Raw genomic sequence first — 23,385 nt, 5'->3', positions numbered from 1 at the left:
TCTTCAGGAGTGTTATGACCACCCATTTGGTCTGGTTTCGGCGTGATTTACGCTTGCACGACAACCTCGCACTGGCGGCGGCTTGTCGGGATCGTTCCGCGCAGGTACTGGCGTTATATATCGCTACCCCCGAGCAGTGGAAGGCCCACGATATGGCCCCGCGCCAGGCGGCATTTACCTGCGCACAGTTGAATGCGTTACAAACGGCGTTGGCAGAAAAAGGTATTCCTCTATTGTTTCACGAAGTGGCTGATTTTGCGGCCAGCGTGGACATCGTCAAAAGTGTTTGTCTGCAGCATGACGTCAGTCGATTATTTTATAACTATCAATATGAAATAAACGAACGGCAGCGTGATGCAAACGTAGAAAAATCATTACCCCAGGTGGTGTGCGAAGGGTTTGATGACAGCGTGATCCTGCCTCCGGGGGCGGTGATGACCGGCAATCATGAGATGTATAAAGTGTTCACGCCGTTTAAAAATGCCTGGCTGAAGCGGATTAAAGACGGTATTCCAGAATGTGTGAGCGCGCCGAAAGTGAGAGAAAGTGGAGCTCTTGACGCACCGTTAACACCAATTACGCTGAGCTATCCACAGCAAGATTTTGATGCGCAGAGGTTTGTGGTAGATGAAAAATTGGCCATCGCGCAATTACGCCAGTTTTGCCAGCAGGCTGCGGGAGAATACGAACAGCTGCGTGATTTTCCAGCGATTGACGGGACCAGTCGATTATCCGCAAGTCTGGCGACAGGCGGGTTATCGCCGCGCCAATGCCTGAATCGACTGCTCGCGGAGCAGCCGCAGGCGCTTGAGGGCGGGTCAGGTAGCGTCTGGCTGAACGAGCTTATCTGGCGTGAGTTTTATCGCCACCTGATGACGTATCATCCGGCTCTGTGTCGGTATCACCCCTTTATCCGCTGGACCGATCGCGTGCAATGGCAGAATAACCCGGCGCATTTGCAGGCCTGGCAAATGGGTCAAACGGGTTACCCGATTGTAGACGCGGCGATGCGTCAGCTCAACGCCACGGGCTGGATGCATAATCGTTTACGCATGATTACGGCCAGTTTTTTAGTGAAAGACCTGCTGATCGACTGGCGCAAAGGCGAGCAGTATTTCATGTCGCAACTGATCGATGGCGACCTGGCGGCCAATAACGGCGGCTGGCAGTGGGCCGCGTCTACCGGAACCGATGCCGCACCGTATTTCCGCATATTTAACCCCACGACGCAGGGCGAAAAATTTGACCGTGACGGTGAGTTTATCCGCCAGTGGCTGCCGGAACTGCGCGATGTGCCGGGTAAAGCGATTCATGACCCGTGGTCGTGGGCGGAAAAAGCGCAGGTGACGCTCAACTATCCTCGCCCGATTGTCGATCATAAGCAGGCAAGACTGGCGACGCTGGCGGCATATGAGGCGGCGCGTAAAGAGTAAAGGCATGGTGGATTTTGCGTAATGCCTTCCAGCAGAATGAAAGTGTTGCGGTCTGGGGCTTTTAGCGCTGAAGCGTGCGCGCAAGGTTGTTAATGCCCTGATGCAGATGCTTTTATCTGGCAGTAAAGTTCCGTCATCTTCATTCAGGTGATGGAACTTGATGACAATGCCAACAACCTCCACACCGCATGATGCGGTGTTTAAAACGTTTTTACATCATCCCGAAACCGCGCGGGATTTTCTCGACATTCACCTGCCAGCTGAACTGCGGACGCTTTGCGATTTGAATTCGCTGAAGCTGGAGTCAGAAAGCTTTATTGAAGCGGATTTACGTTCGCGCTACTCCGACGTGCTCTGGTCTTTGCACACACGCAACGGTGACGGTTATGTCTATGTGGTGATAGAGCATCAAAGTTCAGCCGAGCCGCATATGGCTTTTCGTCTGTTGCGTTATGCGATGGCGGCGATGCAGCGCCATCTGGACGCAGGGCATAAGGAACTGCCACTAGTGATACCGATGCTCTTTTATCATGGCTGCCGAAGCCCCTATCCGTACTCATTGTGCTGGCTGGATGCCTTTGCCGACCCCGTGGCGGCAAGACAGCTTTATTCCAGCGCATTTCCGTTGGTAGACATAACGGTGGTACCCGATGATGAGATCATGGCTCACAGACGAATGGCGCTGCTGGAATTAATGCAAAAACATATCCGTCAGCGGGATTTGCTGGGGCTGGTAGAGCAACTGGCCACGCTGCTACTTACTGGATGCGCTAATGACACGCAATTACAGGCGATGTTTAATTACATCCTACAATCTGGCGACGAATCTCGTTTTAATGAATTTATGCAGGAGATAGCGCAACGGATCCCCCAACATAAGGAGAGGCTGATGACTATTGCAGAGCGGTTACGGTTAGATGGATTACAGGAAGGGTTACAGCAGGGATTACAGCAGGGTAAACAAGAAGCCGCATTACGTATAGCGCAAACCATGCTGGAACAAGGTATAGATCGCACAATGGTGCTACTGGTTACAGGTCTTACTGAAGAGGAACTCGCAGCAATTCATGCATAATTACCTGAAAAAACAGGCCCGAATCATATTACATCATCGGGCCTGTACACTCAGGACTCTACCGCTAACGCACGGTTTCTGAATTTCAGCGACTGGTACAGCCAAATCAGCAGCACCAGTACCACACAGGCCAGTGCGCCCCAGGTAATTTCGCTAAAGACGTCGATGTAGGCATTGATGGAATAGTTGATGGCTCCGGCAGCGTCAAACGAACCTTGTGACGTCTGGTCGGCGATCACCCCAGCCAGGTAGTTGGCGATTGCGCCGGAAAGCAGCATATAAATGCCGGTTAATACACCGGTTACACCGGGGATCTCGATGCGCGTAATTTGTGACATTGCCACCGGGTCGATAAACAGTTCGGCAAAACCCATGACCGCCAGCCCCAATACCATCAGCGGCATGGAAGAGTGGCCGTAAGCGGCGGACCAGCGGGCGCTTAAGGTCAGAATACAAAAACCGGCGCTCATTAAACCGAGACCAAGGGCGAATTTACCCCAGATGCGTACGGTGCGATTACCGCTTACGCTCTCTTTGACCACCCAGGCCAGCACGATACCGCACAGCATAACCGCAAAGGCGTTAACCGACTGGAACATCGCGGTGGGTACGGAATACCCCAGAATGTCGCGATTAACAAAGCGGTCGATATACAGGCTGATTGAGCTGCCGCCCTGTTGAGCAAAGGCCCAGAACAGCATGCTAAAGAAGGTCAGCGTGACGATAAGCCCCAGTTCTTTGCGCTGTTTCTGCGTTTGCGCCTGGCGATAAATCTTCGCCAGAACCGCCAGACCAATGACAGTGGCAACGATCAGGGCGTACACGGACCACTCTTTCCAGAACAAGACAGTAATCAGCAGTGGGGCGGCAACCAGCAGGACTAACAGCCAGGCCCAGTTTGGCAGCATATATTTTTTCGCACACAGGACGGCCTTGTTGACGCCGGTGGTATGGGCGAAATGGCGATTGCCACATAAGAAAATCACCAGCCCCGCCAGCATGCCGATAGCGGCCAGCGCAAAGCCCATCGCCCAGCTGTACTCTTCCTGCACATAGCCGCAGGCTATCGGGGCAATGATTGAACCAATATTTCCGGCAGCGTAGAGCAGAGAGAACCCACCGTCGCGACGCGGATCTTCAGGCTGGTACAGCTCACCCAGCAGACAACTGACGTTGGATTTAAACAGACCGTAGCCACAGACGATAATCGCCAGCGATAAATAAAGGAATGCCGGGGCCATTTCGCTGGCGCCCAACACCAGATGCCCCACCGCCATCAAAAATGCGCCGATCATCACCGCCATCCGGTTGCCGAGCACTTTATCCGCCAGATACCCACCGAGAATGGGGGTGACATAGACCAGCGAGCAGTAGGCGCTGAACAGTTCATAGGCGTGATTATCGTCGTACTTAAGCTGGTTCGTGAGATACAGAATCAGCAGCGCACGCATACCGTAAAAACTGAAATATTCCCAAATTTGTAGCGCGACAACGTAATAAATCGCCCGCGGTTGAGATGCTTGTTTATTCATTGTTTTCTCGAAGTAAATGTCTCACAACAGGCTGGATGTGCTGTGCGAGCGTGTTTCCTTAAAGTTGTAACTTTGATACAGATCTGATTATTTTTGCAATATGCTGTCTGATTGCATAAATATACATGAATTAGATCGCGTGGTGGTATGCAAATTGCGTTCTACAGCGGTGTGATTGTTTCTTAATGTGTCAGTGAAATGACTATCGACGAACGCAGGCGAGGACGCTATTTTAACCTAAGCTGTGTTGCTGATTGGGCAGGCAGAATTTATGACAACGAGGACGATGATGAAAAACACCGAACTGGAACAACTGATCAATGACAAACTGAACAGCGCCGCCATTAGCGACTATGCGCCGAACGGTTTGCAGGTTGAGGGCAAAGAGACGGTGCATAAAATCGTGACAGGCGTGACCGCAAGCCAGGCGCTGCTGGACGAGGCGGTGCGCCTGCAGGCGGATGCGGTCATCGTTCATCACGGTTATTTCTGGAAAGGCGAATCTCCGGTGATTCGCGGCATGAAGCGCCATCGTCTGAAAACGCTGTTGGAAAATGATATCAACCTGTATGGCTGGCATCTGCCGCTGGATGCCCACCCGGAACTAGGTAATAACGCGCAGCTTGCCGCGCTGTTGGGTATTACCGTGATGGGGGAAATTGAGCCGCTGGTGCCGTGGGGTGAACTCTCTATGCCGGTTCCGGGGCTGGAGCTGGCGTCGTGGATTGAGGCGCGTCTGGGCCGTAAACCTTTATGGTGCGGTGATACCGGGCCGGAAAAGGTGCAACGCGTCGCGTGGTGTACGGGGGGCGGTCAAAGCTTCATTGATAGCGCAGCCCGGTTTGGCGTCGATGCCTTTATTACCGGGGAAGTCTCAGAGCAAACCATTCACTCAGCCCGCGAACAAGGGCTGCATTTTTATGCTGCCGGTCACCATGCAACCGAACGCGGCGGGATTCGCGCATTAAGTGAATGGCTGAATGAAAACACCGATCTGGATGTCACGTTTATCGATATTCCTAACCCAGCGTAATTAATAAAGAGGGACGAAAGTGCAGCGAGCGCGTTGTTATCTGTTAGGTGAGACTGCGGTAGTGCTTGAACTGGAGCCGCCCATTACGCTGGCGTCTCAGAAACGTATCTGGCGTCTGGCCCAGCGTTTGGCTGATGCCCCGAATGTGCGTGAAGCTATTCCGGGAATGAACAATATCACGGTGATCTTGCGCGACCCGCAAACGCTGGCGCTGGATGCGATTGAACGCCTGCAGCGCTGGTGGGAAGAGAGCGAAGCGCTGGAACCGGATTCGCGTTTTATTGAAATCCCCGTCACTTATGGCGGTGAGTTTGGTCCGGATCTGGCAGCGGTCGCCCGGCACAGTGGATTAAGCGACAAGCAGGTCGTCGAACTTCATGCGTCAGTCGACTATGTGGTGTGGTTTATTGGTTTTCAGCCAGGGTTCCCTTATCTCGGGAGCTTACCTGAACTACTGCATACCCCAAGACGGGCAGAGCCGCGTCTGCTTGTTCCGGCGGGTTCTGTAGGTATTGGTGGATCGCAAACGGGGGTCTATCCGCTTGCCACGCCAGGCGGATGGCAATTGATTGGGCGTACCTCTGTGTCGCTATTTGATCCAAAACGAGAAGAGCCGATCCTGTTACGCGCTGGGGATACCGTGCGTTTTGTTCCGCAGAAGGAGGGGGTATGTTAAACATCATTCGCGCGGGCATGTATACCTCGGTCCAGGACGGCGGACGCCACAATTTTCGTCAATCCGGCATCAGCCACTGCGGTGCGCTGGATAAACCAGCGCTGAACGTTGCTAACCTGCTGGTGGGAAATGATGCGAATGCCGCTGCGCTGGAAATCACGCTGGGGCAACTGGTCGTGGAATTTGAAGCCGATGGTTGGTTTGCGCTGACCGGCGCTGGATGCGAAGCGCATCTGGATCGTGCTCCCGTGTGGAGCGGGTGGCGGCTGCCGGTGAAAGCGGGACAGCGCTTGACGCTAAAACGTCCACATCATGGTATGCGGAGTTATCTGGCTGTAGCGGGCGGATTTGATGTACCTGAAGTGATGGGGTCGCGTAGCACCGATCTTAAAGTTGGCATTGGCGGGCTGGAAGGGCGTCTGCTGCGCGATGGCGATCGGCTGGCGATTGGAGCATCTACCCGGCAATTTAGTGGGCCGCAGGGGGTAAAACAGCTGATGTGGGGAAACCACATTCGTGCGCTGCCCGGGCCTGAGTATCAGGAATTTGACGAGGTCTCGCAGGCGTCTTTCTGGCGTTCGCCGTGGCAACTTAGTCCGCAAAGTAACCGGATGGGGTATCGCCTGCAGGGGCAGCCGTTGACGCGTATGACCGATCGCGAGTTGCTGTCGCATGGCTTACTCCCCGGCGTGGTGCAGGTTCCGCATAATGGTCAACCGATCGTGCTGATGAATGATGCCCAGACGACGGGCGGCTATCCGCGCATCGCCTGCATCATCGAGGCGGATATGTATCATCTGGCGCAGATCCCGCTCGGCCAGCCGATTCATTTTGTGCAGTGTTCGCTGGAGGAAGCGCTTAAGGCGCGCCATGATCAGCAGCGTTATCTGCAACAGTTAACATGGCGACTTAACAATGAAAATTGATCTCAACGCAGACCTCGGCGAGGGCTGTGCTAACGATGCAGCGCTGCTGCAACTGGTTTCGTCAGCGAATATCGCCTGTGGGTTTCATGCTGGTGATGCGCAAACCATGCTTTCAAGCGTGCGTGAAGCGCTAAAAAATGGTGTGGCGGTAGGTGCACATCCGAGCTTTCCGGATCGGGAGAATTTTGGCCGTAGCGCCATGACTCTGCCAGTGGAAACGGTGTATGCGCAAACGCTGTATCAAATTGGCGCGCTGGCAGCCATTACGCATGCGCAGGGTGGCGTGATGCGCCATGTGAAACCCCACGGCATGCTTTATAACCAGGCGGCAAAAGATCCACAGTTGGCGGATGCGATTGCGAAAGCGGTGCATGCCTGCGATCCCTCGCTGGTTCTGGTGGGGCTGGCGGGAAGCGAACTGATTCGCGCCGGGGAACATTATGGCCTGGTGACGCGTCAGGAGGTTTTTGCCGATCGGGGTTATCAGGCTGACGGCAGTCTGGTTCCGCGTAGCCAGCCTGGCGCATTGATAGAGGATGAAGAGCAGGCGCTGGCGCAAACGCTAGAAATGGTGCAATCCGGTAGAGTAAAAAGTCAGAGCGGAACATGGGCGAACGTGACGGCCCAGACGGTATGCATTCATGGGGATGGCGAGCACGCACTCGCTTTTGCCCGTCGCTTGCGCAGCGCATTCGAAGCATGCAATATTCAAATTAGCGCATAAATTTTTCATACAAAACAATAATATATCACACAACAACATAAGGGACTGAATTATGGGAGAGGCTGTTTCTCTCTGGCCATTGACGGGGATCGCCGTCATTGTGGTCGGATTTCTTTTACGTTTTAACCCGGTATTGGTGGTCATTATGGCCGGGATCGTCACCGGACTGGCGGCGCATATGCCAATCGCTACCATTCTGGAAAAGCTGGGGGAGGGATTTCTCAACACCCGCAACCTGCCGTTTATCCTGCTGATCCCACTGGCGGTTATTGGCCTGCTGGAGCGTCACGGACTCAAAGAGCGCGCTCAGGCGTGGATTGCCAAAATCCGCAGTGCCACCAGCGGCCGTCTGCTTATTGTCTATCTGTTTATTCGTGAGGCTACCGCGGCCTTAGGGCTGACCAGCCTGGGGGGACATCCGCAGATGGTGCGTCCGCTGCTGGCGCCAATGGCAGAAGGGGCCGCCGAGAAAAACCACGGTGAGATACCGGGGGCGGTTCGTTATCGTCTGCGCGCCATGTCTGCCGCGACCGATAACGTTGGGCTGTTTTTCGGTGAAGATATCTTTGTTGCCTTCGGTGCGATCATATTCATGCACAACTTTATGCTGGAATCGGGCGGGATCCAGACCGAACCGCTGCATATCGCCCTGTGGGGGATCCCGACGGCAATATGCGCCTTCCTGATCCACGGCACGCGTCTGTGGCGGCTGGACAGCTATTTGCAGCGTGAAGTGGCGAAAGCGAATGCCGCAGCACAGGGGGAAGCAAAATGAATTTTCAGCAAAGCTATCTCTACTGGCTGGCAGGTGCAGTTTTACTGATTGTGGCGCTGATGTCCTGGCGGGATAAAGCTAACCCGCGTCGCTTAACCACCGGTCTGTTTTGGGGCCTGTACGGCGTTCTCTTTCTGCTTGGCGACTGGACATACTCGCTGTTTGGCGATAAACGCGCGGTGCATATTGCCGTCGGCGTCGCGGTGGTCATATTGGCTCTGATCGCCGGTTTCGGCGGCGTCAAGCTGGGAAGCTACCATCAACGAACGCCGCAACAGCGTGAAGAAAGCGCCAGTAGGTTGGGTAACCGCTTGTTTTTCCCGGCGCTGGCGATCCCGGTGGTGACAGTTATCGGTGTTCTCATGTTCAACCATATTCCGGGCTTACAGGATGCGCTGTTTGGACCGGGTAATCACGCCACGTTGGTGACGCTTTTCTCTATGACCGCAGGCTCGTTGATTGGTCTGGCGATGGCGATAAAAATGACCCATGAGCGGGTGCATCAGCCGATTCAGGAAGCACGCCGACTGCTGGACTCCATCGGGTGGGCATTCATCCTGCCGCAGATTCTGGCTACTCTTGGACTGTTGTTCACTGCGGCGGGTGTCGGCAGCGGTATATCCTGGCTGACGCAAGAATACCTGGCGGTGGATAGCCGTTTTATCGCGGTGGCGGTGTACACCATTGGTATGGCCTTGTTGACGATGGTGATGGGCAATGCGTTTGCCGCTTTCCCGATCGTGACCGCTGGGATTGGTATTCCGATCCTCGTATTGCAACACGGTGGTAACCCAGCGGTGATGGCGGCGATTGGTATGTTCTCGGGGTATTGCGGAACGTTGATGACGCCAATGGCGGCGAACTTCAATATTGTGCCTGCGGCGCTGCTGGAGCTACCAGACAAAAACGCGGTGATTAAAGCACAGGTGCCAACCGGCATACTGCTGCTGTTGGTTAACGTTTTTCTGATGTATTTCCTGATGTTCCTGTAAGGAGGAAGGATGAAAACAGTACTCATCACGGGATTTGAACCCTTTGGCGGCGAGTCAGTTAACCCTTCCTGGGAAGTGGTCTCGGGCCTCGACAATGCTATCATCGATGGATGCCGCGTCGTTGCCCGCCAGTTGCCGTGCGTCTTTGGCGAGTCTCTCGCCGTACTCAATGCTGCAATTGACGCATTGTCGCCATCGCTGGTGCTGGCAGTAGGGCAAGCGGGTGGTCGATCGGATATCACCGTGGAACGCGTGGCGATCAACGTTGACGATGCGCGTATTGCGGATAATCAGGGGCAACAGCCGATTGATGTACCGATTGTGGCCGATGGCCCTGCGGCGTGGTTTAGCACATTGCCGATCAAAGCGATGGTTGTCTCCATGCGCAACGCGGGAATTCCGGCCTCGGTTTCTCAGACGGCGGGCACCTTCGTGTGTAACCACGTGATGTATGGCCTGCTGCATAAATTACGCGACGTGCCGGCAGTGAAGGGCGGTTTTATTCATATTCCTTATCTGCCACAACAGGCCGCGCAGCACCCCGGAGCGCCAAGTATGGCGGCTGAAACCGTTCGTCGGGCGCTGGAGGTCGCGATTGCCACCGCATTGCAGGTGGATAGCGATATCGCCATGACGGGCGGTGCAACACATTAACAAAGGACAGTATTATGCCTGAAGGCCCGGAGATCCGCCGTGCGGCGGATACCCTGGAGGCGGCAGTCAAAGGTAAACCCCTGACGGATGTCTGGTTTGCCTTTGAGCAGTTAAAACCGTATCAATCCCAACTCATCGGGCAGAGTGTTACCCAGCTTGAAACGCGGGGTAAAGCCTTGCTGACCCATTTTACCAATGGCCTGACGCTGTATAGCCACAATCAGCTTTACGGCGTATGGCGAGTGGTCGATACCGGCAACATGCCGCAAACCACGCGGGTGCTGCGCGTCAGGCTGCAAACCGAGGATAAAACTATCCTGCTGTATAGCGCGTCTGACATCGAAATGCTTACACCAGAGCAGCTCACCACCCATCCATTTCTGCAACGGGTTGGACCGGACGTGCTGGATTTGCGTTTAACGCCCGCAGAGGTAAAAACGCGTCTGCTGTCATCCCGTTTTCGCAATCGCCAGTTTTCCGGTCTGCTGTTGGATCAGGCATTTCTGGCGGGATTGGGTAACTATCTGCGGGTAGAAATTCTCTGGCAGGTGGGGTTGACCGGGCAGCATAAAGCGTCACAGCTTAGCGATGAGCAGTTGGATGCGCTGGCGCAAGCGCTGCTTGATATTCCACGTCTGTCGTATAACACTCGCGGCCAGGTCGATGACAATAAGCACCACGGCGCGCTGTTTCGCTTTAAGGTCTTTCACCGGGACGGCGAAGCCTGTGAGCGCTGTGGCGGCATCATCGAGAAAACGACACTTTCCTCGAGACCCTTTTACTGGTGTCCCGGATGTCAGACGTAGATCTATACCGAAGCATATGTTTTACGATATTGCAGCGGCGTTTTGCCCATGTTTTTGCGAAAGCAGGTAATAAACCAGGCATATTCGGAGAAACCAACCTGTGCGGCAATTTCGCGTACCGAGCCGTTGGTATGTAACAGCAGTTCGCAGGCCTGACGGATACGGCGCATCATCAGGTATTCCTGAATGGTACCGCCGGTCTCTTCGTGAAAACGGCGGGAGGCATGGCCCCGCGAGCAACCCATCTCGCTGGCGATATCTTCCAGCGAGCAGCGCTGGTGAAAGTGAGTTTCAATCCAGCGGATAATGCTGACCGAAAATGTATTTTGTCCCGTGGCCTGCGCCTGATGTGGCAGCAGGCTAATGAGCTGCATCACCAGAAATGCGCTGTCACTGATGCTAAAAGTCTGGTCTTTGATTTGCTCTTCAAAACGGCTCAGCAAGGTTTCAATGACTGGCTGAACATCGCCTACGTCAAATACTCGCGCTTTCTCTCCCCTGCCGCACAGTTGGCGCAGCAGCATCTGCTGGCGAGGAAAATCCCGCAGGTACTGCTCAATCTGTGGGCCGTTAAAGTGCAGCGTAGTACGATGATAAATATTACGATCATCCTGTTCGACAAACACTTTATGCAGCTTACCCGGCGGGAAAATAAAAATACGCCCGGGTTTGACGGTGTATTGTTGGTGCTCCATAAGCGCGATGCCTACTCCCTGAGAAACCGATAATATCTCCACGCACTGGTGCCAGTGATAGTAGTTCGCTGGCATATCCTTCATCCGATTAAAGTAAATCGACTTGTCGTTGAGGCTTATGTGCTCAAGATAGCTACTGTCTTCAGTCCGCTGCATTTATATCTCGCCTGGTAATGTGAATAAACTTAAGTTTTTATCACTGTAATCGAATTTTCTCCGCAAAATGCAGGTGAATGTTGTTCTTCATCACTAGCGTTGTGTGGAAATACGACAATTATCACATTTGTATGTCAGCCCAAATCCTTATTATGCGCCCAATACTTCATCAAATGAAACGAGGTTTCATTATGCGAGCAAGGCAAGAGTATGCAGAAAAGGCGCGGCAATGGTTGGCATCAGCCATTCCTCATCTCTACCGTGATAACACGCGTTTGGACGTGGGCGAAACGTCTGCACAATATCCAATGGATATTGCCGGCATGGAGGGGTTTGCGCGTCTATTGTGGATCCTTTCACCGTTGTTAAGTGGGGGAGATGCGAGTGAGTATCGTGAGGCTTTTATTTGCGGTATTCGTCATGGCTGTGACCCCGAACATCCAAATTATTGGGGCAATCTGGTTGATAACGATCAGCGCTGCGTGGAAATGGCCGCCTTCGGCGTTGCATTGGCTCTGCCGAATACCGGGTTATGGGACGCCTTAACAACCGATGAGCAGGACAATCTGGAGCGCTGGTTACGGCAAAGTGCTGATATCCAAATCCCGGACAATAACTGGCACTTCTTCCCGGTATTGGTGCAGGTCGGTCTTAAATGTGTCGGACGCCACTACGACATGATGGTTATTGATAAGCATCTGAATGCGATTGAACCTTTCTGGTTGGGTAATGGCTGGTACTCAGATGGTGCAGGCAAACCGCGCGATTACTATATCTCCAGCGGGTTTCATTTTTATAGTTTGCTGTATAGCCATCTTATGCAGGACGCCGACCCTGAACGGTGCCTGCGCTACCGTCAGCGGGCGCGTCAGTTTGCCAAAGATTACATCTACTACTTTACCTGTGAGGGCGATGCAATTCCGTTTGGCCGCAGTCTGACCTATCGCTTTGTTCAGGTTGCGTTCTGGAGCGCCGTCGTCTGGACGGAACTGGATGTTTTTACAATCCCTATCGTCAAAGGCGTGATTTTGCGCCATCTCGACTGGTGGTTCGCGCAGCCTTTCATTGGCCCGGATGGTTTATTTACACTGGGATATACCTACCCGAACCTGGTGATGACCGAAGATTACAATAGTCCATGTTCGCCATGGTGGGCATGTAAGGCGTTGCTGATTTTAGCACTGCCGGAACAGAGCGCGTTCTGGCAGGCCGAGTCGGCCCCGTTGCCTGAACTTGAGCCGATTCATCCGATAAAGGAAGCGGGACAATTTATCGTTCATGATGATGAAAACCGACACGCCTGGATGCTGATGTCGGGCCAGTATGACCGCAATAACTTTGTCAATTTCGATGCCAAATACGGCAAATTTGCTTACTCCAGCCACTTTGGTTTTACCCTGGAGCGCGGTCATTATGGTCTGAACCATGCTGCCTGTGATTCGATGCTGATGTTCAGCGAACAGGATAACTACTGGCGTGGACGCCGTGAGTGCGATTCTGTTGAAATGACGGATGCGTTGATCCGAAGCCGATGGCTCCCGTGGTCAAACGTCGTCGTCACGACCTGGCTCGTCCCGTTTCAACAGGGACATATTCGCATCCATCGCGTTGAAACCACGCGCCTGCTTGACTGTGTCGAGGGGGGATTCGCGCTTAACCGCCATCAACTCATCGATACCCAAACTGCATCGCATGGGGTCACGCTTCGTGCCAACTCCGGCATATGCCAGATAACCGATCTGTTGGCTGAGCGTCAACCGGAGGTTGTCACAACGCCACCCAACAGCAACATTCTGTATGCCTCACCGGGGGAGATCCCCTGTCTTCGTAGCACGCTTACGCCGGGTACACACTGGCTGGCCTGTGCTGTCAACGCCACATCGCTTTTATCGCTGCCGTTTGCGGCGGCAATGGCGTTCGACCGTGAAAATCAGGTGCTGACGCTGGGTGTGAAAACGCTGGAAATCATATAACTGACGCATGTGCGGAGAAAAATAATGACTAACCCTGTTCAGTCGACGCGCTCGGCTTACATCAAACTGAGCCTGTTCGTATTCCTGTTTACTTTTACCTGGGCGGCCAGTTTTGGCCTGTACGCTATCTGGCTGGGAGATAAAGCCGGGTTGGATGGTGTGGAGATCGGCACTGTGTTTGCCGTAAACGGTGTTTTTGCGGTAGTTATCAAACCTGTTTACGGTTACATCATGGATAAAATGGGCATGAAAAAACATTTGCTCTATTTTGTCTGTCTTGTTTCGGCCCTGATGGCGCCATTTTTTATCTGGTGTTATTTGCCGCTATTACAAACGCATTTTATCAGCGGGATGATCGTCGGTGCGCTATTTTTCAGCCTCGGCTGGTATGCGGGCGTGGCGGCGGAAGAGTCCTATGTTGACCGTTTCAGTCGTCTGTACGCGATGGAATTTGGCCGGATCCGCATGTGGGCGGCGCTGGGGTGGGCAACGGCGTCTTCATTCTCTGGGTATCTCTACAATATCTCGCCCAAAATCAACTTTGTTATCAGTAGCGTTTCCGCGCTGTGCATGTTTGCGGTTCTGCTGACGCTGAAAGTTGATCACTTTGGCCAGGAAGAGAATGACGTTCTGTCGAAAGAGAAGATTGTCATTGGCGATGTTTTCGAGCTGCTGCGCAATAAAAAATTCTGGACCTTTGCGCTGTATATCGCCGGAGTGGCATGGATGATGTTTATTGCCGAACAGCAGTTCTCTCGCTATTTCGTCACCTTCTTTAGCACGAAAGAAGAAGGCAACGCCATGTTTGGCTACATGAGTACCGCGCAGTCAGCCGCAGAGTTTTTCGGCATGATGCTGGTACCCGCCATTATTAACCGCATTGGCGCTAAGCAGGGGATGATCCTGACCGGTCTTGTGATTAGCCTGCGTTTGATTATCTCCGGATTAACTAACGATCCGTTGATTATCTGTCTGGTGAAGCCGTTGTATGGGATTGAAATCGCCCTGATTCTGGTGTCGGTCTTCAAATACATTGCCGAGCATTTCGACAAACGCGTTAACGCCACGATGTACCTGCTGGGCTATCAGGCCATGATTTATGTCGGTTCTATTGTCGTGGCACCACCTGCCGGCTACGCCTACCAAAAAATTGGTTTTGAGCATACCTATCTGATTATGGGCGTGATAGCTCTGGTATTTACCGGGATCTCCGCCATCACGCTTTCTACTTGCTATCAACACAAAAAAAACATTACAGCCCCTGTCCATGGGCAAGAAGCCACCCATTAAAATGAAGAAAACGAGAGAATTATGTCTGTAACTATCCGTAAAGAACCGATCGTTCCTGTTGTACTGCGAAGCGGCGAACGCGCTGCTATTGCGCAGAAGATTTGCCGCGCTTTACCGGTAATTTTATCTGCTGTCGATCGTAACCGCGATTATTTTGGCCTGCGTTATCCCGATGCGGCATGTGAAAACGGTCGCTACCCAATTATTGATAATCAGGAATGGACTACCAGTTTCTGGACTGGTCAGCTGTGGCTGGCATGGGAATGGACGCGTAATGACGCGTATCGCACGTTGGCCGAACAACATGTCCGTTCTTTTGGCGAACGTATTGCCCGACGGGACCATACCAATCACCACGATCTGGGTTTTCTGTACAGCCTATCCTGTATAGCGGCTAATAAACTGACCGGCAATCGCGAGGCGATTTATATCGCGCAGCAGGCGGCAGAAGTGCTGATGGAGCGCTATCACGAGAAATGCGGCATTATTCAGGCGTGGGGCGAACTGGATAATCCGGAGCAGCAGGGCAGGATGATTATAGACTGCAATATGAATTTGCCGTTGTTGTATCAGGCAAGCGCCAGCACTGGCGATCCTCGTTATGCAGAGGCGGCGAAAAATCATATTGAGCAGGCGCGACGTTATATTGTGCGCGAGGACGGTTCGACGTTCCATACATATTATATGGATGTTCACACCGGTGAACCGCGGTTTGGCAATACGCATCAGGGTTTTTCCGATGACTCCTGCTGGTCACGAGGGCAGGCATGGGGTGTTTATGGCTTTTTGCTGAATTATCTCTATACCGGAGATGAGCGACTACTGGAACTGAGCCAGACGCTGGCAAACTACTTTATTAATCGTCTTCCAGAGGATCTTGTCTGCTATTGGGATCTTGCGCTTACCGATCCGAATAGTAAAAGGGATAGTTCCGCCAGCGCGATTCTCTCCTGCGCGTTGCTGGAGCTGGTAAAACAGTTACCGGCAACCCACCCGGATCGTGAAAGCTATGAAGCGCTGGCATTACGGATGATTGCGCGAATGCTTGATGATTATCTGAATACGTCGCATAAAGCTGGCGAAGGATTATTAAAACACTCTGTTTATTATTACAAAGGTAATGTCGGCGTGGATGAATGCTGCTCGTGGGGGGATTATTTCCTGATGGAGGCGATGACCCGCGCAATATGCTGCTGGAATAGTTACTGGTAATATTCTGCTCCCCCAGTTAAATAATCAGGCTATTGATTTAGCAGGGGGGACTTTATCTCTGTACGGCGAGGAAAATATAATGAAAAGTAATAATATTAATACAGCCATATTAATGGCTACACTGGTCATGCCTGCAACTGGCGTTATGGCCGCGGAAAATAATGCAACTCCTGTCTCTCTGGTAAAATCAACGCCATTTACTACTGTATATTTTGCGCCACGTACGCAGTATCGAACTGCCAGCAAAGGCTTTTTACAGCGATTGATGTTAACCGGTGTAGTACAGGATTCAGACAGTATTTTTAAAAGTATGTACTGGAGTTTTGAAACTGATGCCGATCTTGGTAAAAATATGGATCAGTGGAAAAGTAGCTATCAGGAAGCTGAATTTAACAAGCCTTTTGTATTGGGCGATAGTGACTTCTGGCTTGAACCCGGCGTAGTCTTTCACTGGGAGTCCGCGGGCTCACGCGTCGATCCTTATATAGGCATTGGCTATCATTTTGACCCAACGCTGGGCGCCGTATTACGCTACCGTTATAACCATCAAAATCATGACAGCGAAACACTGCAAGGTGACTGGGATGACTCTTCAGAACATCGCGTCGATATTTATTTAACCAAGTATTTTACGCCAAACTTCTGGGTTCAATATAATCCAACGTATTATAGCAAAACGCATGGCGACAAGTTTGAATATGCCAATGGCAAGAATCATACCCTGCAGCATAACTTTGTCTTTAACTTTCATACTACGCCGCGGTTTTATCCATTTTTTGAATTAGGTTATCTTGATAAATATCAAGATGGCGATGATACAAAAAATGAATATCAAATAAGGGTAGGGTTTAAATATAATTTAAACTAATCCCGGCTTACGATGATGAGTTTTTTGGCGCATGCGCTGAAATAAAACGCGCCACCGCCGGACCGGTCAATAAAATACTGAACAGCCGCAGGGTTTGCATCGCCATGATCAGCGCCATATCGGCGTGGCTGCCTGCGGCAATTACCGCGACGGAATCCACTCCGCCAGGGCTGGTCGCCAGATAGGCGGTGAGAAAGTCGATTTGCATGTAATGCGCCAGACCCCAGGCCATAGCGGCACAAATCGCCATCAGTGAAAAAATGGACATCAATATTTGCGGCAGGGGGCGCAGTGCCATAAAAAAGATCTGTTTGTCAAAGCCAAGACCGATTTGCCAGCCAATCGCCATATACGCTATCGCCAGTAACCATTCCGGTAGTTCAATGACCATCATGCCGCCCGCGTTCAGCAATGCACCCGCCAGCATGGGCAGCAACATCACGCCAGAGGGGATACGCAGTAAGCGCCCGGCTGTACCGGCAACAGCGGCCAGCAGTATGGTGCTCAACAGATTAACACTCAGCGGCGGAAACCAGACGATTTGCTGATTGACCGTTTGCGCCTGATCGCCCATTACAAGTCGGGTCACTAACGCGGCAGCGCCAACTACCAGCAGTACGCGCAAGTACTGCATAAACGCTACCAGGCGGATATCAGCGCCATAATCCTGCGCCATAGCAACCATCGCGGCTGCCCCTCCCGGTGATGAGCCCCACGCGCCTGTGTTACCCGGTAGATTGCTGTAGCGAACCAGCAACCAGCCGATTACCGCGCTGCTAATAAGGGTTGTCAGCAGGATGACAATCACCATCGGCCAGTGTGCCGCAAGTGTCGTTAAAATGGATCCTGTGAGGTTTTGTGCAATCATGCAGCCGAGAATGGCCTGAGCGGCAAGAAATGTGCAGCGGGGAGGGTGCAGAGAGATCCCGCGCATACTGAAAATGATACCGACAATCATCGAGCCAAGCAGCAATGCGCCTGGAAGATGGATCAACAGAAAGAACAGGGAAAGAAGGAGTGATAGCAGAAATAGCAGGCTCCACTGCAAAACAGGCATCCCATGCTCCTGAGTGAAATGAGGAAGATCTCAGTAAATCATAGAGAAAACGTGATGAGAATAAAATAATGTGGGTCAGGAATAAACAGGCCGGACAGAGGCATTAACACCCTGTCCGGCCTGGAAGATTCAAGGGAGTAGGCCGGACAGGCGAGAGCGCTATCCGGCAGACAATTAACGCTTAATATCAGACTTAAAATCGCGCTTGTCGTAGCCGGTATACAGCTGACGAGGACGGGCGATTTTCATGCCGTCAGTGTGCATTTCATTCCAGTGTGCAATCCAGCCAACGGTACGCGCCATGGCGAAGATCACGGTGAACATGGAGGACGGAATGCCCATCGCTTTCAGAATGATGCCAGAGTAGAAGTCTACGTTCGGGTAGAGTTTCTTCTCGATGAAGTACGGGTCGTTGAGCGCAATGTGCTCAAGCTCCATTGCCACTTCCAGCAGATCATCTTTGGTGCCCAGCTCTTTCAGCACTTCATGGCAGGTTTCACGCATCACGGTGGCGCGCGGGTCATAGTTTTTGTAAACACGGTGACCAAAGCCCATCAGGCGGAAAGAATCATTCTTGTCTTTCGCGCGGCGAACAAATTCCGGAATGTGTTTAACCGAGCTGATTTCTTCCAGCATTTTCAGCGCAGCTTCGTTGGCACCGCCGTGTGCCGGTCCCCACAGGGAAGCAATACCAGCCGCGATGCAGGCAAACGGGTTAGCACCTGAAGAGCCTGCGGTACGCACGGTAGAAGTTGAGGCGTTCTGTTCGTGGTCAGCGTGCAGGATCAGGATACGGTCCATGGCGCGTTCCAGGATTGGATTGACTTCGTATTTTTCGCACGGCGTGGAGAACATCATGTTCAGGAAGTTACCGGCGTAGGAGAGATCATTGCGCGGGTAAACGAACGGCTGGCCGATGGAGTATTTGTAGCACATCGCTGCCATGGTCGGCATTTTGGACAGCAGGCGGAAGGCGGCGATTTCACGGTGACGCGCATTATTTACGTCCAGAGAATCGTGATAGAACGCAGCCAGCGCCCCGGTGACACCGCACATAACGGCCATCGGGTGAGAGTCGCGGCGGAAACCGTGGAACAGACGCGTGATCTGCTCGTGAATCATGGTATGGCGAGTGACCGTGGTTTTGAACTCGTCGTACTCCTCCTGCGTCGGTTTTTCGCCGTACAGCAGGATATAACACACTTCCAGATAGTTGGACTCGGTCGCCAACTGGTCAATCGGGAAGCCGCGATGCAGCAAAATGCCTTCATCACCATCGATGAACGTAATTTTGGATTCGCAGGATGCGGTAGAGGTGAAACCTGGGTCAAAAGTAAACATCCCCTTTGAGCCAAGGCTACGAATATCAATAACATCTTGACCGAGCGTACCTTTCAGCACATCCAGTTCAATAGCAGCGTCACCATTTAGAGTGATTTTTGCTTTAGTATCAGCCATTTACGGTCTCCTTAGCGCCTTATTACTTAAGACTGCGGAAGTCAGACTTGTTTTCGATACATCAATCAACCGTTACCAGTTTTTTATTCGGCTCGCCGCTCTGCGATAGAGGCGAAAACCAGGGTACAGAGCAATGGGCGCTTGCAGGTAAATCAGTTAACTCATGGTGAAATAGTAACAAATCAACAACTTAGCAATCCGAATTATTTAACCTGTCTATCACTAATAACTGTCCTGAAGGTATTGGTCAATACTTCCACACTGTTACATAACTAAATCTCCGGTGAAAGAGTGACCCCATAACTTTTACGCATTATATGCTTTTTCTGGTGTCGTTTGTAACAACTTTGTTTAATGATTGTCAAATCAGATGATTAAAAATTAAAATAATGTTGTTATCGTGACCTATGTCACTGTTCGGGATAAAACCCGACAAACTATATGTAGGTTAATTGTAATGATTTTGTGAACGTCCTATACTGCCGCCAGGTCTCCGGAATACCCTGCAATCCCGAGCCAACCAGCGTTGTAACGTGTCGTTTTAGCAACTGGAAGCAGTGTTTTATATGACGCGTAGTTATAGTAAGGACGCTGTCTGACCCGCAAGCAGACCGGAGGAAGGAAATCCCGGCGTCTTTCAGACTACAGAAGTCTTCATCTTCTGTGCCCGAAGTCCAAAGGGAATAATAAGAACAGCATGTGGGCGTTATTCATGATAAGAAATGTGAAAAAACAAAGACCTGTCAATCTGGATCTGCAAACGATCCGGTTCCCAATCACGGCGATAGCGTCCATTCTCCATCGCGTATCCGGAGTGATCACCTTCGTGGCGGTCGGGATTCTGTTGTGGTTATTGGGTACCAGCCTTTCCTCCCCTGAAGGTTTCCTCACGGCGTCATCCATTATGAATAACTTCTTCGTAGAGTTAATCATGTGGGGGATCCTGATTGCGCTGGCCTATCACGCCGTAATGGGCATTCGCCATCTGTTGATGGATTTTGGCTATATCGAAGAAACCCTCGAAGCAGGGACACGCTCCGCCAAAATTTGTTTCGTTATCATTGTCGTGCTTTCACTTCTCGCAGGAGTCCTCGTATGGTAAGCAACGCCTCCGCATTAGGACGCAACGGCGTACATGACTTCATTCTGGTCCGTGCTACCGCTATCGTTCTGACGTTATACATCATCTATATGGTCGGCTTCTTCGCCACCAGCGGCGAGTTGACCTTTGAAGTCTGGACCGGTTTTTTCTCATCGGCATTCACCAAAGTCTTCACTCTGCTGGCACTTTTTTCCATCTTGATTCATGCCTGGATTGGCATGTGGCAGGTGTTGACCGACTACGTTAAACCTCTGGCTGTACGCCTGATTCTGCAACTGGCTATCGTCGTTGCGCTGGTGGTTTACGTCATTTATGGATTTGTTGTGGTGTGGGGTGTGTAATGAAACTGCCAGTCAGAGAATTTGATGCTGTTGTGATTGGTGCCGGTGGCGCAGGTATGCGCGCGGCGCTGCAAATTTCCCAGAGCGGACAGACCTGTGCGCTGCTCTCCAAAGTGTTTCCAACCCGTTCCCATACCGTATCTGCGCAGGGTGGCATCACCGTGGCGCTCGGTAATACCCATGAAGATAACTGGGAATGGCACATGTACGACACCGTCAAAGGGTCGGACTACATTGGTGACCAGGACGCAATTGAATATATGTGTAAAACTGGCCCGGAAGCGATTCTGGAGCTGGACCATATGGGCCTGCCGTTCTCTCGTCTAGATAATGGCACCATTTATCAACGTCCGTTTGGCGGTCAGTCGAAGAACTTCGGCGGCGAGCAGGCGGCACGTACCGCAGCAGCGGCAGACCGTACCGGCCACGCGCTACTGCACACCCTGTATCAGCAGAACCTGAAAAACCACACCACCATCTTCTCTGAGTGGTATGCACTGGACCTGGTGAAGAATGCTGATGGCGCGATTGTCGGTTGTACCGCACTATGTATTGAAACCGGCGAAGTCGTTTACTTTAAAGCTCGAGCCACCGTACTGGCGACGGGTGGCGCAGGTCGTATTTATCAATCAACCACTAACGCCCACATCAACACCGGTGACGGTGTAGGTATGGCTATCCGCGCTGGCGTGCCGGTGCAGGATATGGAAATGTGGCAGTTCCACCCGACCGGTATCGCTGGCGCGGGCGTGCTGGTCACAGAAGGTTGTCGTGGTGAAGGCGGCTACCTGCTGAACAAACACGGCGAACGCTTCATGGAGCGTTATGCCCCGAATGCGAAAGACCTGGCGGGTCGTGACGTGGTGGCGCGTTCCATCATGATCGAAATCCGTGAAGGCCGCGGCTGCGACGGCCCATGGGGTCCGCACGCCAAGCTGAAACTCGATCATCTGGGTAAAGAAGTGCTGGAGTCCCGGCTGCCGGGTATTCTCGAACTGTCTCGTACCTTTGCCCACGTTGACCCGGTGAAAGAGCCGATCCCGGTAATTCCTACCTGTCACTATATGATGGGCGGTATCCCGACCAAAGTAACCGGCCAGGCGTTGACCGTGAACGAGCAGGGCGAAGATGTGGTGATTCCGGGGCTGTTTGCGGTAGGCGAAATCGCCTGCGTATCGGTTCACGGCGCCAACCGTCTGGGCGGCAACTCGCTGCTGGATCTGGTGGTCTTTGGTCGTGCGGTGGGTCTGCATCTGCAGGAATCTATCGCGGAACAGGGCGACCTGCTGGATGCGACGGAAGACGAGATCGATGCTTCTCTGGCTCGTCTGAATCGCTGGAACGGCAACCGTAACGGCGAAGATCCGGTAGCCATTCGCAAAGCGCTGCAGGAATGTATGCAGCATAACTTCTCGGTATTCCGCGAAGGCGATGCGATGGCGAAAGGACTGGAAGAGCTGAAAGCGATTCGCGAGCGTCTGAAAAACGCCCGTCTGGATGATACCTCCAGTGAATTTAACACCCAGCGCGTTGAGTGTCTTGAGCTGGATAACCTGATGGAAACCGCTTACGCCACCGCAGTCTCTGCAAACTTCCGTACCGAAAGCCGTGGCGCGCATAGCCGCTTCGACTTCCCGGAACGTGATGATGAAAACTGGCTGTGCCATTCCCTGTACCTGCCAGAGTCGGAAACCATGACGCGACGTCAAGTCAATATGGAACCGAAGCTGCGCCCGGCATTCCCGCCGAAGATTCGTACTTATTAATGCGGAGACAGGACAATGAAACTCGAGTTTTCAGTTTATCGCTATAACCCGGACGTTGACGATGCTCCGCGCATGCAGGATTACACCCTGGAAGCGGAAGAAGGGCGCGACATGATGCTGCTGGATGCATTGATGCAGCTGAAAGAAAAAGATCCGTCGCTATCGTTTCGTCGCTCCTGCCGTGAAGGGGTCTGCGGCTCTGACGGTCTGAACATGAACGGCAAAAATGGACTGGCCTGTATCACACCTGTTTCTGCGCTGAATCAGCCGGGCAAGAAAATTGTCATTCGCCCGCTGCCGGGTTTACCGGTTGTGCGCGATTTGGTGGTAGACATGGGACAATTCTACGCACAGTATGAGAAGATTAAGCCTTACTTATTGAATAATGGGAAAAATCCACCGGCTCGCGAGCATTTACAAATGCCAGAGCAGCGTGAGAAGCTCGATGGGCTGTATGAATGTATTTTGTGTGCATGCTGCTCAACGTCCTGCCCATCATTCTGGTGGAACCCGGACAAGTTCATCGGTCCGGCTGGTCTGCTGGCCGCGTATCGCTTCCTGATCGACAGCCGCGATACCGAGACCGACAGCCGCCTGGAAGGTTTAAGTGACGCTTTCAGCGTATTCCGCTGTCACAGCATCATGAACTGCGTCAGCGTATGTCCTAAGGGGCTGAACCCGACGCGTGCGATCGGCCATATTAAGTCGATGCTGCTCAAGCGTAGTGCGTAAGTTGTTGTAGTGGTTGCCGGATGGCGACGTAAACGTCTTATCCGGCCTACAGGTACAATCCCGTAGGCCTGATAAGTGAAGCGCCATCAGGCAAATTGTTAATGTAGGA

The 23,385-nt window shown here is 52.4% G+C and carries 22 protein-coding genes and 1 pseudogene; 18 read left to right on the top strand and 5 right to left on the bottom strand.

Going from position 1 to position 23,385, the window contains the following annotated elements:
* Window positions 1–14 precede the first annotated feature (14 nt).
* Both phrB and FDW92_RS16415 read left to right on the top strand, forming a co-directional pair.
* On the top strand, window positions 15–1,433 hold the full coding sequence (gene phrB, locus FDW92_RS16420) for a deoxyribodipyrimidine photo-lyase (protein WP_042309744.1): 1,419 nt from the start codon (window positions 15–17) through the stop codon (window positions 1,431–1,433).
* Between the two features lie 160 nt (window positions 1,434–1,593).
* Window positions 1,594–2,508 (top strand): Rpn family recombination-promoting nuclease/putative transposase, encoded by a 915-nt coding sequence (locus FDW92_RS16415; RefSeq protein WP_042309742.1) that lies wholly within the window; start codon window positions 1,594–1,596, stop codon window positions 2,506–2,508.
* Between the two features lie 50 nt (window positions 2,509–2,558).
* On the opposite strand, the gene dtpD is transcribed toward FDW92_RS16415, so the two are convergent.
* Window positions 2,559–4,040, bottom strand: coding sequence for a dipeptide permease DtpD (gene dtpD, locus FDW92_RS16410; RefSeq protein WP_042309740.1), 1,482 nt, complete (start codon window positions 4,038–4,040; stop codon window positions 2,559–2,561).
* Window positions 4,041–4,329: 289 nt separating this feature from the next.
* On the opposite strand from dtpD, the gene ybgI reads away from it, so the two are divergent.
* Genes ybgI through nei form a run of 8 tightly spaced genes read left to right on the top strand, consistent with a single transcriptional unit; the run spans window position 4,330 to window position 10,626 of the window.
* A complete protein-coding gene (ybgI, locus tag FDW92_RS16405; protein ID WP_016152273.1) occupies window positions 4,330–5,073 on the top strand; it encodes a radiation resistance protein YbgI in 744 nt (247 codons plus the stop codon).
* Between the two features lie 19 nt (window positions 5,074–5,092).
* Window positions 5,093–5,749 (top strand): 5-oxoprolinase subunit PxpB, encoded by a 657-nt coding sequence (pxpB, locus tag FDW92_RS16400; RefSeq protein ID WP_042309737.1) that lies wholly within the window; start codon window positions 5,093–5,095, stop codon window positions 5,747–5,749.
* The gene (gene pxpC / locus FDW92_RS16395; RefSeq protein WP_038638865.1) at window positions 5,743–6,675 is read left to right on the top strand and encodes a 5-oxoprolinase subunit PxpC; all 933 of its coding nucleotides are present in this window, start codon (window positions 5,743–5,745) and stop codon (window positions 6,673–6,675) included. The genes pxpB and pxpC overlap by 7 nt, the downstream gene beginning before the upstream one ends.
* Window positions 6,665–7,399, top strand: a complete 735-nt coding sequence (gene pxpA, locus FDW92_RS16390; RefSeq protein ID WP_042309735.1) for a 5-oxoprolinase subunit PxpA — start codon at window positions 6,665–6,667, stop codon at window positions 7,397–7,399. Before pxpC ends, pxpA begins: the two co-directional genes overlap by 11 nt.
* Window positions 7,400–7,451: 52 nt before the next feature.
* Entirely contained in the window at window positions 7,452–8,174 is a 723-nt protein-coding gene (locus tag FDW92_RS16385; RefSeq protein WP_042309734.1) for a DUF969 domain-containing protein, read from the top strand.
* Window positions 8,171–9,166, top strand: coding sequence for a DUF979 domain-containing protein (locus FDW92_RS16380; RefSeq protein WP_042309733.1), 996 nt, complete (start codon window positions 8,171–8,173; stop codon window positions 9,164–9,166). Before FDW92_RS16385 ends, FDW92_RS16380 begins: the two co-directional genes overlap by 4 nt.
* 9 nt (window positions 9,167–9,175) lie before the next feature.
* Window positions 9,176–9,820: a pyroglutamyl-peptidase I gene (gene pcp, locus FDW92_RS16375; protein ID WP_042309730.1), complete on the top strand. Its 645-nt coding sequence runs from the start codon at window positions 9,176–9,178 to the stop codon at window positions 9,818–9,820.
* Between the two features lie 14 nt (window positions 9,821–9,834).
* Window positions 9,835–10,626 carry an endonuclease VIII gene (gene nei, locus FDW92_RS16370; RefSeq protein WP_042309728.1) on the top strand — a complete coding sequence of 264 codons (792 nt, stop codon included), beginning with the start codon at window positions 9,835–9,837 and terminating at the stop codon, window positions 10,624–10,626.
* Between the two features lie 2 nt (window positions 10,627–10,628).
* Here nei and FDW92_RS16365 read toward each other — a convergent pair whose 3' ends face one another.
* The gene (locus tag FDW92_RS16365) at window positions 10,629–11,477 is read right to left on the bottom strand and encodes an AraC family transcriptional regulator (protein ID WP_042309725.1); all 849 of its coding nucleotides are present in this window, start codon (window positions 11,475–11,477) and stop codon (window positions 10,629–10,631) included.
* Between the two features lie 191 nt (window positions 11,478–11,668).
* Between FDW92_RS16365 and FDW92_RS16360 the strand changes: the two genes are divergently transcribed.
* The 4 genes from FDW92_RS16360 to FDW92_RS16345 all read left to right on the top strand — a co-directional run bounded on the left by FDW92_RS16360 (window position 11,669) and on the right by FDW92_RS16345 (window position 16,820).
* On the top strand, window positions 11,669–13,450 hold the full coding sequence (locus tag FDW92_RS16360) for a DUF2264 domain-containing protein (protein WP_072014766.1): 1,782 nt from the start codon (window positions 11,669–11,671) through the stop codon (window positions 13,448–13,450).
* 24 nt (window positions 13,451–13,474) lie between these two features.
* Window positions 13,475–14,740, top strand: a complete 1,266-nt coding sequence (locus tag FDW92_RS16355; protein WP_042309723.1) for an oligosaccharide MFS transporter — start codon at window positions 13,475–13,477, stop codon at window positions 14,738–14,740.
* A 21-nt stretch (window positions 14,741–14,761) separates the two neighbouring features.
* Window positions 14,762–15,952, top strand: a complete 1,191-nt coding sequence (locus FDW92_RS16350) for a glycoside hydrolase family 88 protein (protein WP_042309720.1) — start codon at window positions 14,762–14,764, stop codon at window positions 15,950–15,952.
* 79 nt (window positions 15,953–16,031) lie between these two features.
* Window positions 16,032–16,820 (top strand): oligogalacturonate-specific porin KdgM family protein, encoded by a 789-nt coding sequence (locus tag FDW92_RS16345; protein WP_042309719.1) that lies wholly within the window; start codon window positions 16,032–16,034, stop codon window positions 16,818–16,820.
* Window positions 16,821–16,827: 7 nt separating this feature from the next.
* Here FDW92_RS16345 and FDW92_RS16340 read toward each other — a convergent pair whose 3' ends face one another.
* The 3 genes and pseudogenes from FDW92_RS16340 to FDW92_RS23135 form a co-directional block, all read right to left on the bottom strand.
* Entirely contained in the window at window positions 16,828–17,877 is a 1,050-nt protein-coding gene (locus tag FDW92_RS16340; RefSeq protein ID WP_042309717.1) for an AbrB family transcriptional regulator, read from the bottom strand.
* 174 nt (window positions 17,878–18,051) lie between these two features.
* The gene (locus FDW92_RS16335; RefSeq protein ID WP_006685463.1) at window positions 18,052–19,335 is read right to left on the bottom strand and encodes a citrate synthase; all 1,284 of its coding nucleotides are present in this window, start codon (window positions 19,333–19,335) and stop codon (window positions 18,052–18,054) included.
* 203 nt (window positions 19,336–19,538) lie between these two features.
* A pseudogene (locus FDW92_RS23135) lies at window positions 19,539–19,649 on the bottom strand (hypothetical protein).
* 383 nt (window positions 19,650–20,032) lie between these two features.
* Here FDW92_RS23135 and sdhC point away from each other — a divergent pair.
* From sdhC to sdhB, 4 genes are read left to right on the top strand one after another with little or no spacing between them, the layout of a single operon-like run.
* Window positions 20,033–20,437, top strand: a complete 405-nt coding sequence (gene sdhC, locus FDW92_RS16330) for a succinate dehydrogenase cytochrome b556 subunit (protein ID WP_042309715.1) — start codon at window positions 20,033–20,035, stop codon at window positions 20,435–20,437.
* Window positions 20,431–20,778 (top strand): succinate dehydrogenase membrane anchor subunit, encoded by a 348-nt coding sequence (gene sdhD / locus FDW92_RS16325; RefSeq protein ID WP_005122550.1) that lies wholly within the window; start codon window positions 20,431–20,433, stop codon window positions 20,776–20,778. The genes sdhC and sdhD overlap by 7 nt, the downstream gene beginning before the upstream one ends.
* A complete protein-coding gene (gene sdhA, locus FDW92_RS16320) occupies window positions 20,778–22,544 on the top strand; it encodes a succinate dehydrogenase flavoprotein subunit (RefSeq protein ID WP_038638885.1) in 1,767 nt (588 codons plus the stop codon). Before sdhD ends, sdhA begins: the two co-directional genes overlap by 1 nt.
* A 15-nt stretch (window positions 22,545–22,559) precedes the next feature.
* Complete coding sequence (sdhB, locus tag FDW92_RS16315) at window positions 22,560–23,276, top strand: succinate dehydrogenase iron-sulfur subunit SdhB (RefSeq protein ID WP_038638888.1); 717 nt, start codon at window positions 22,560–22,562, stop codon at window positions 23,274–23,276.
* The last annotated feature ends 109 nt before the right edge of the window (window positions 23,277–23,385 follow it).

The organism is Citrobacter sp. wls706 (assembly GCF_005281305.1).
Classification (GTDB): domain Bacteria; phylum Pseudomonadota; class Gammaproteobacteria; order Enterobacterales; family Enterobacteriaceae; genus Citrobacter; species Citrobacter werkmanii.
This window is presented reverse-complemented; position numbering and strand designations above follow the sequence as displayed.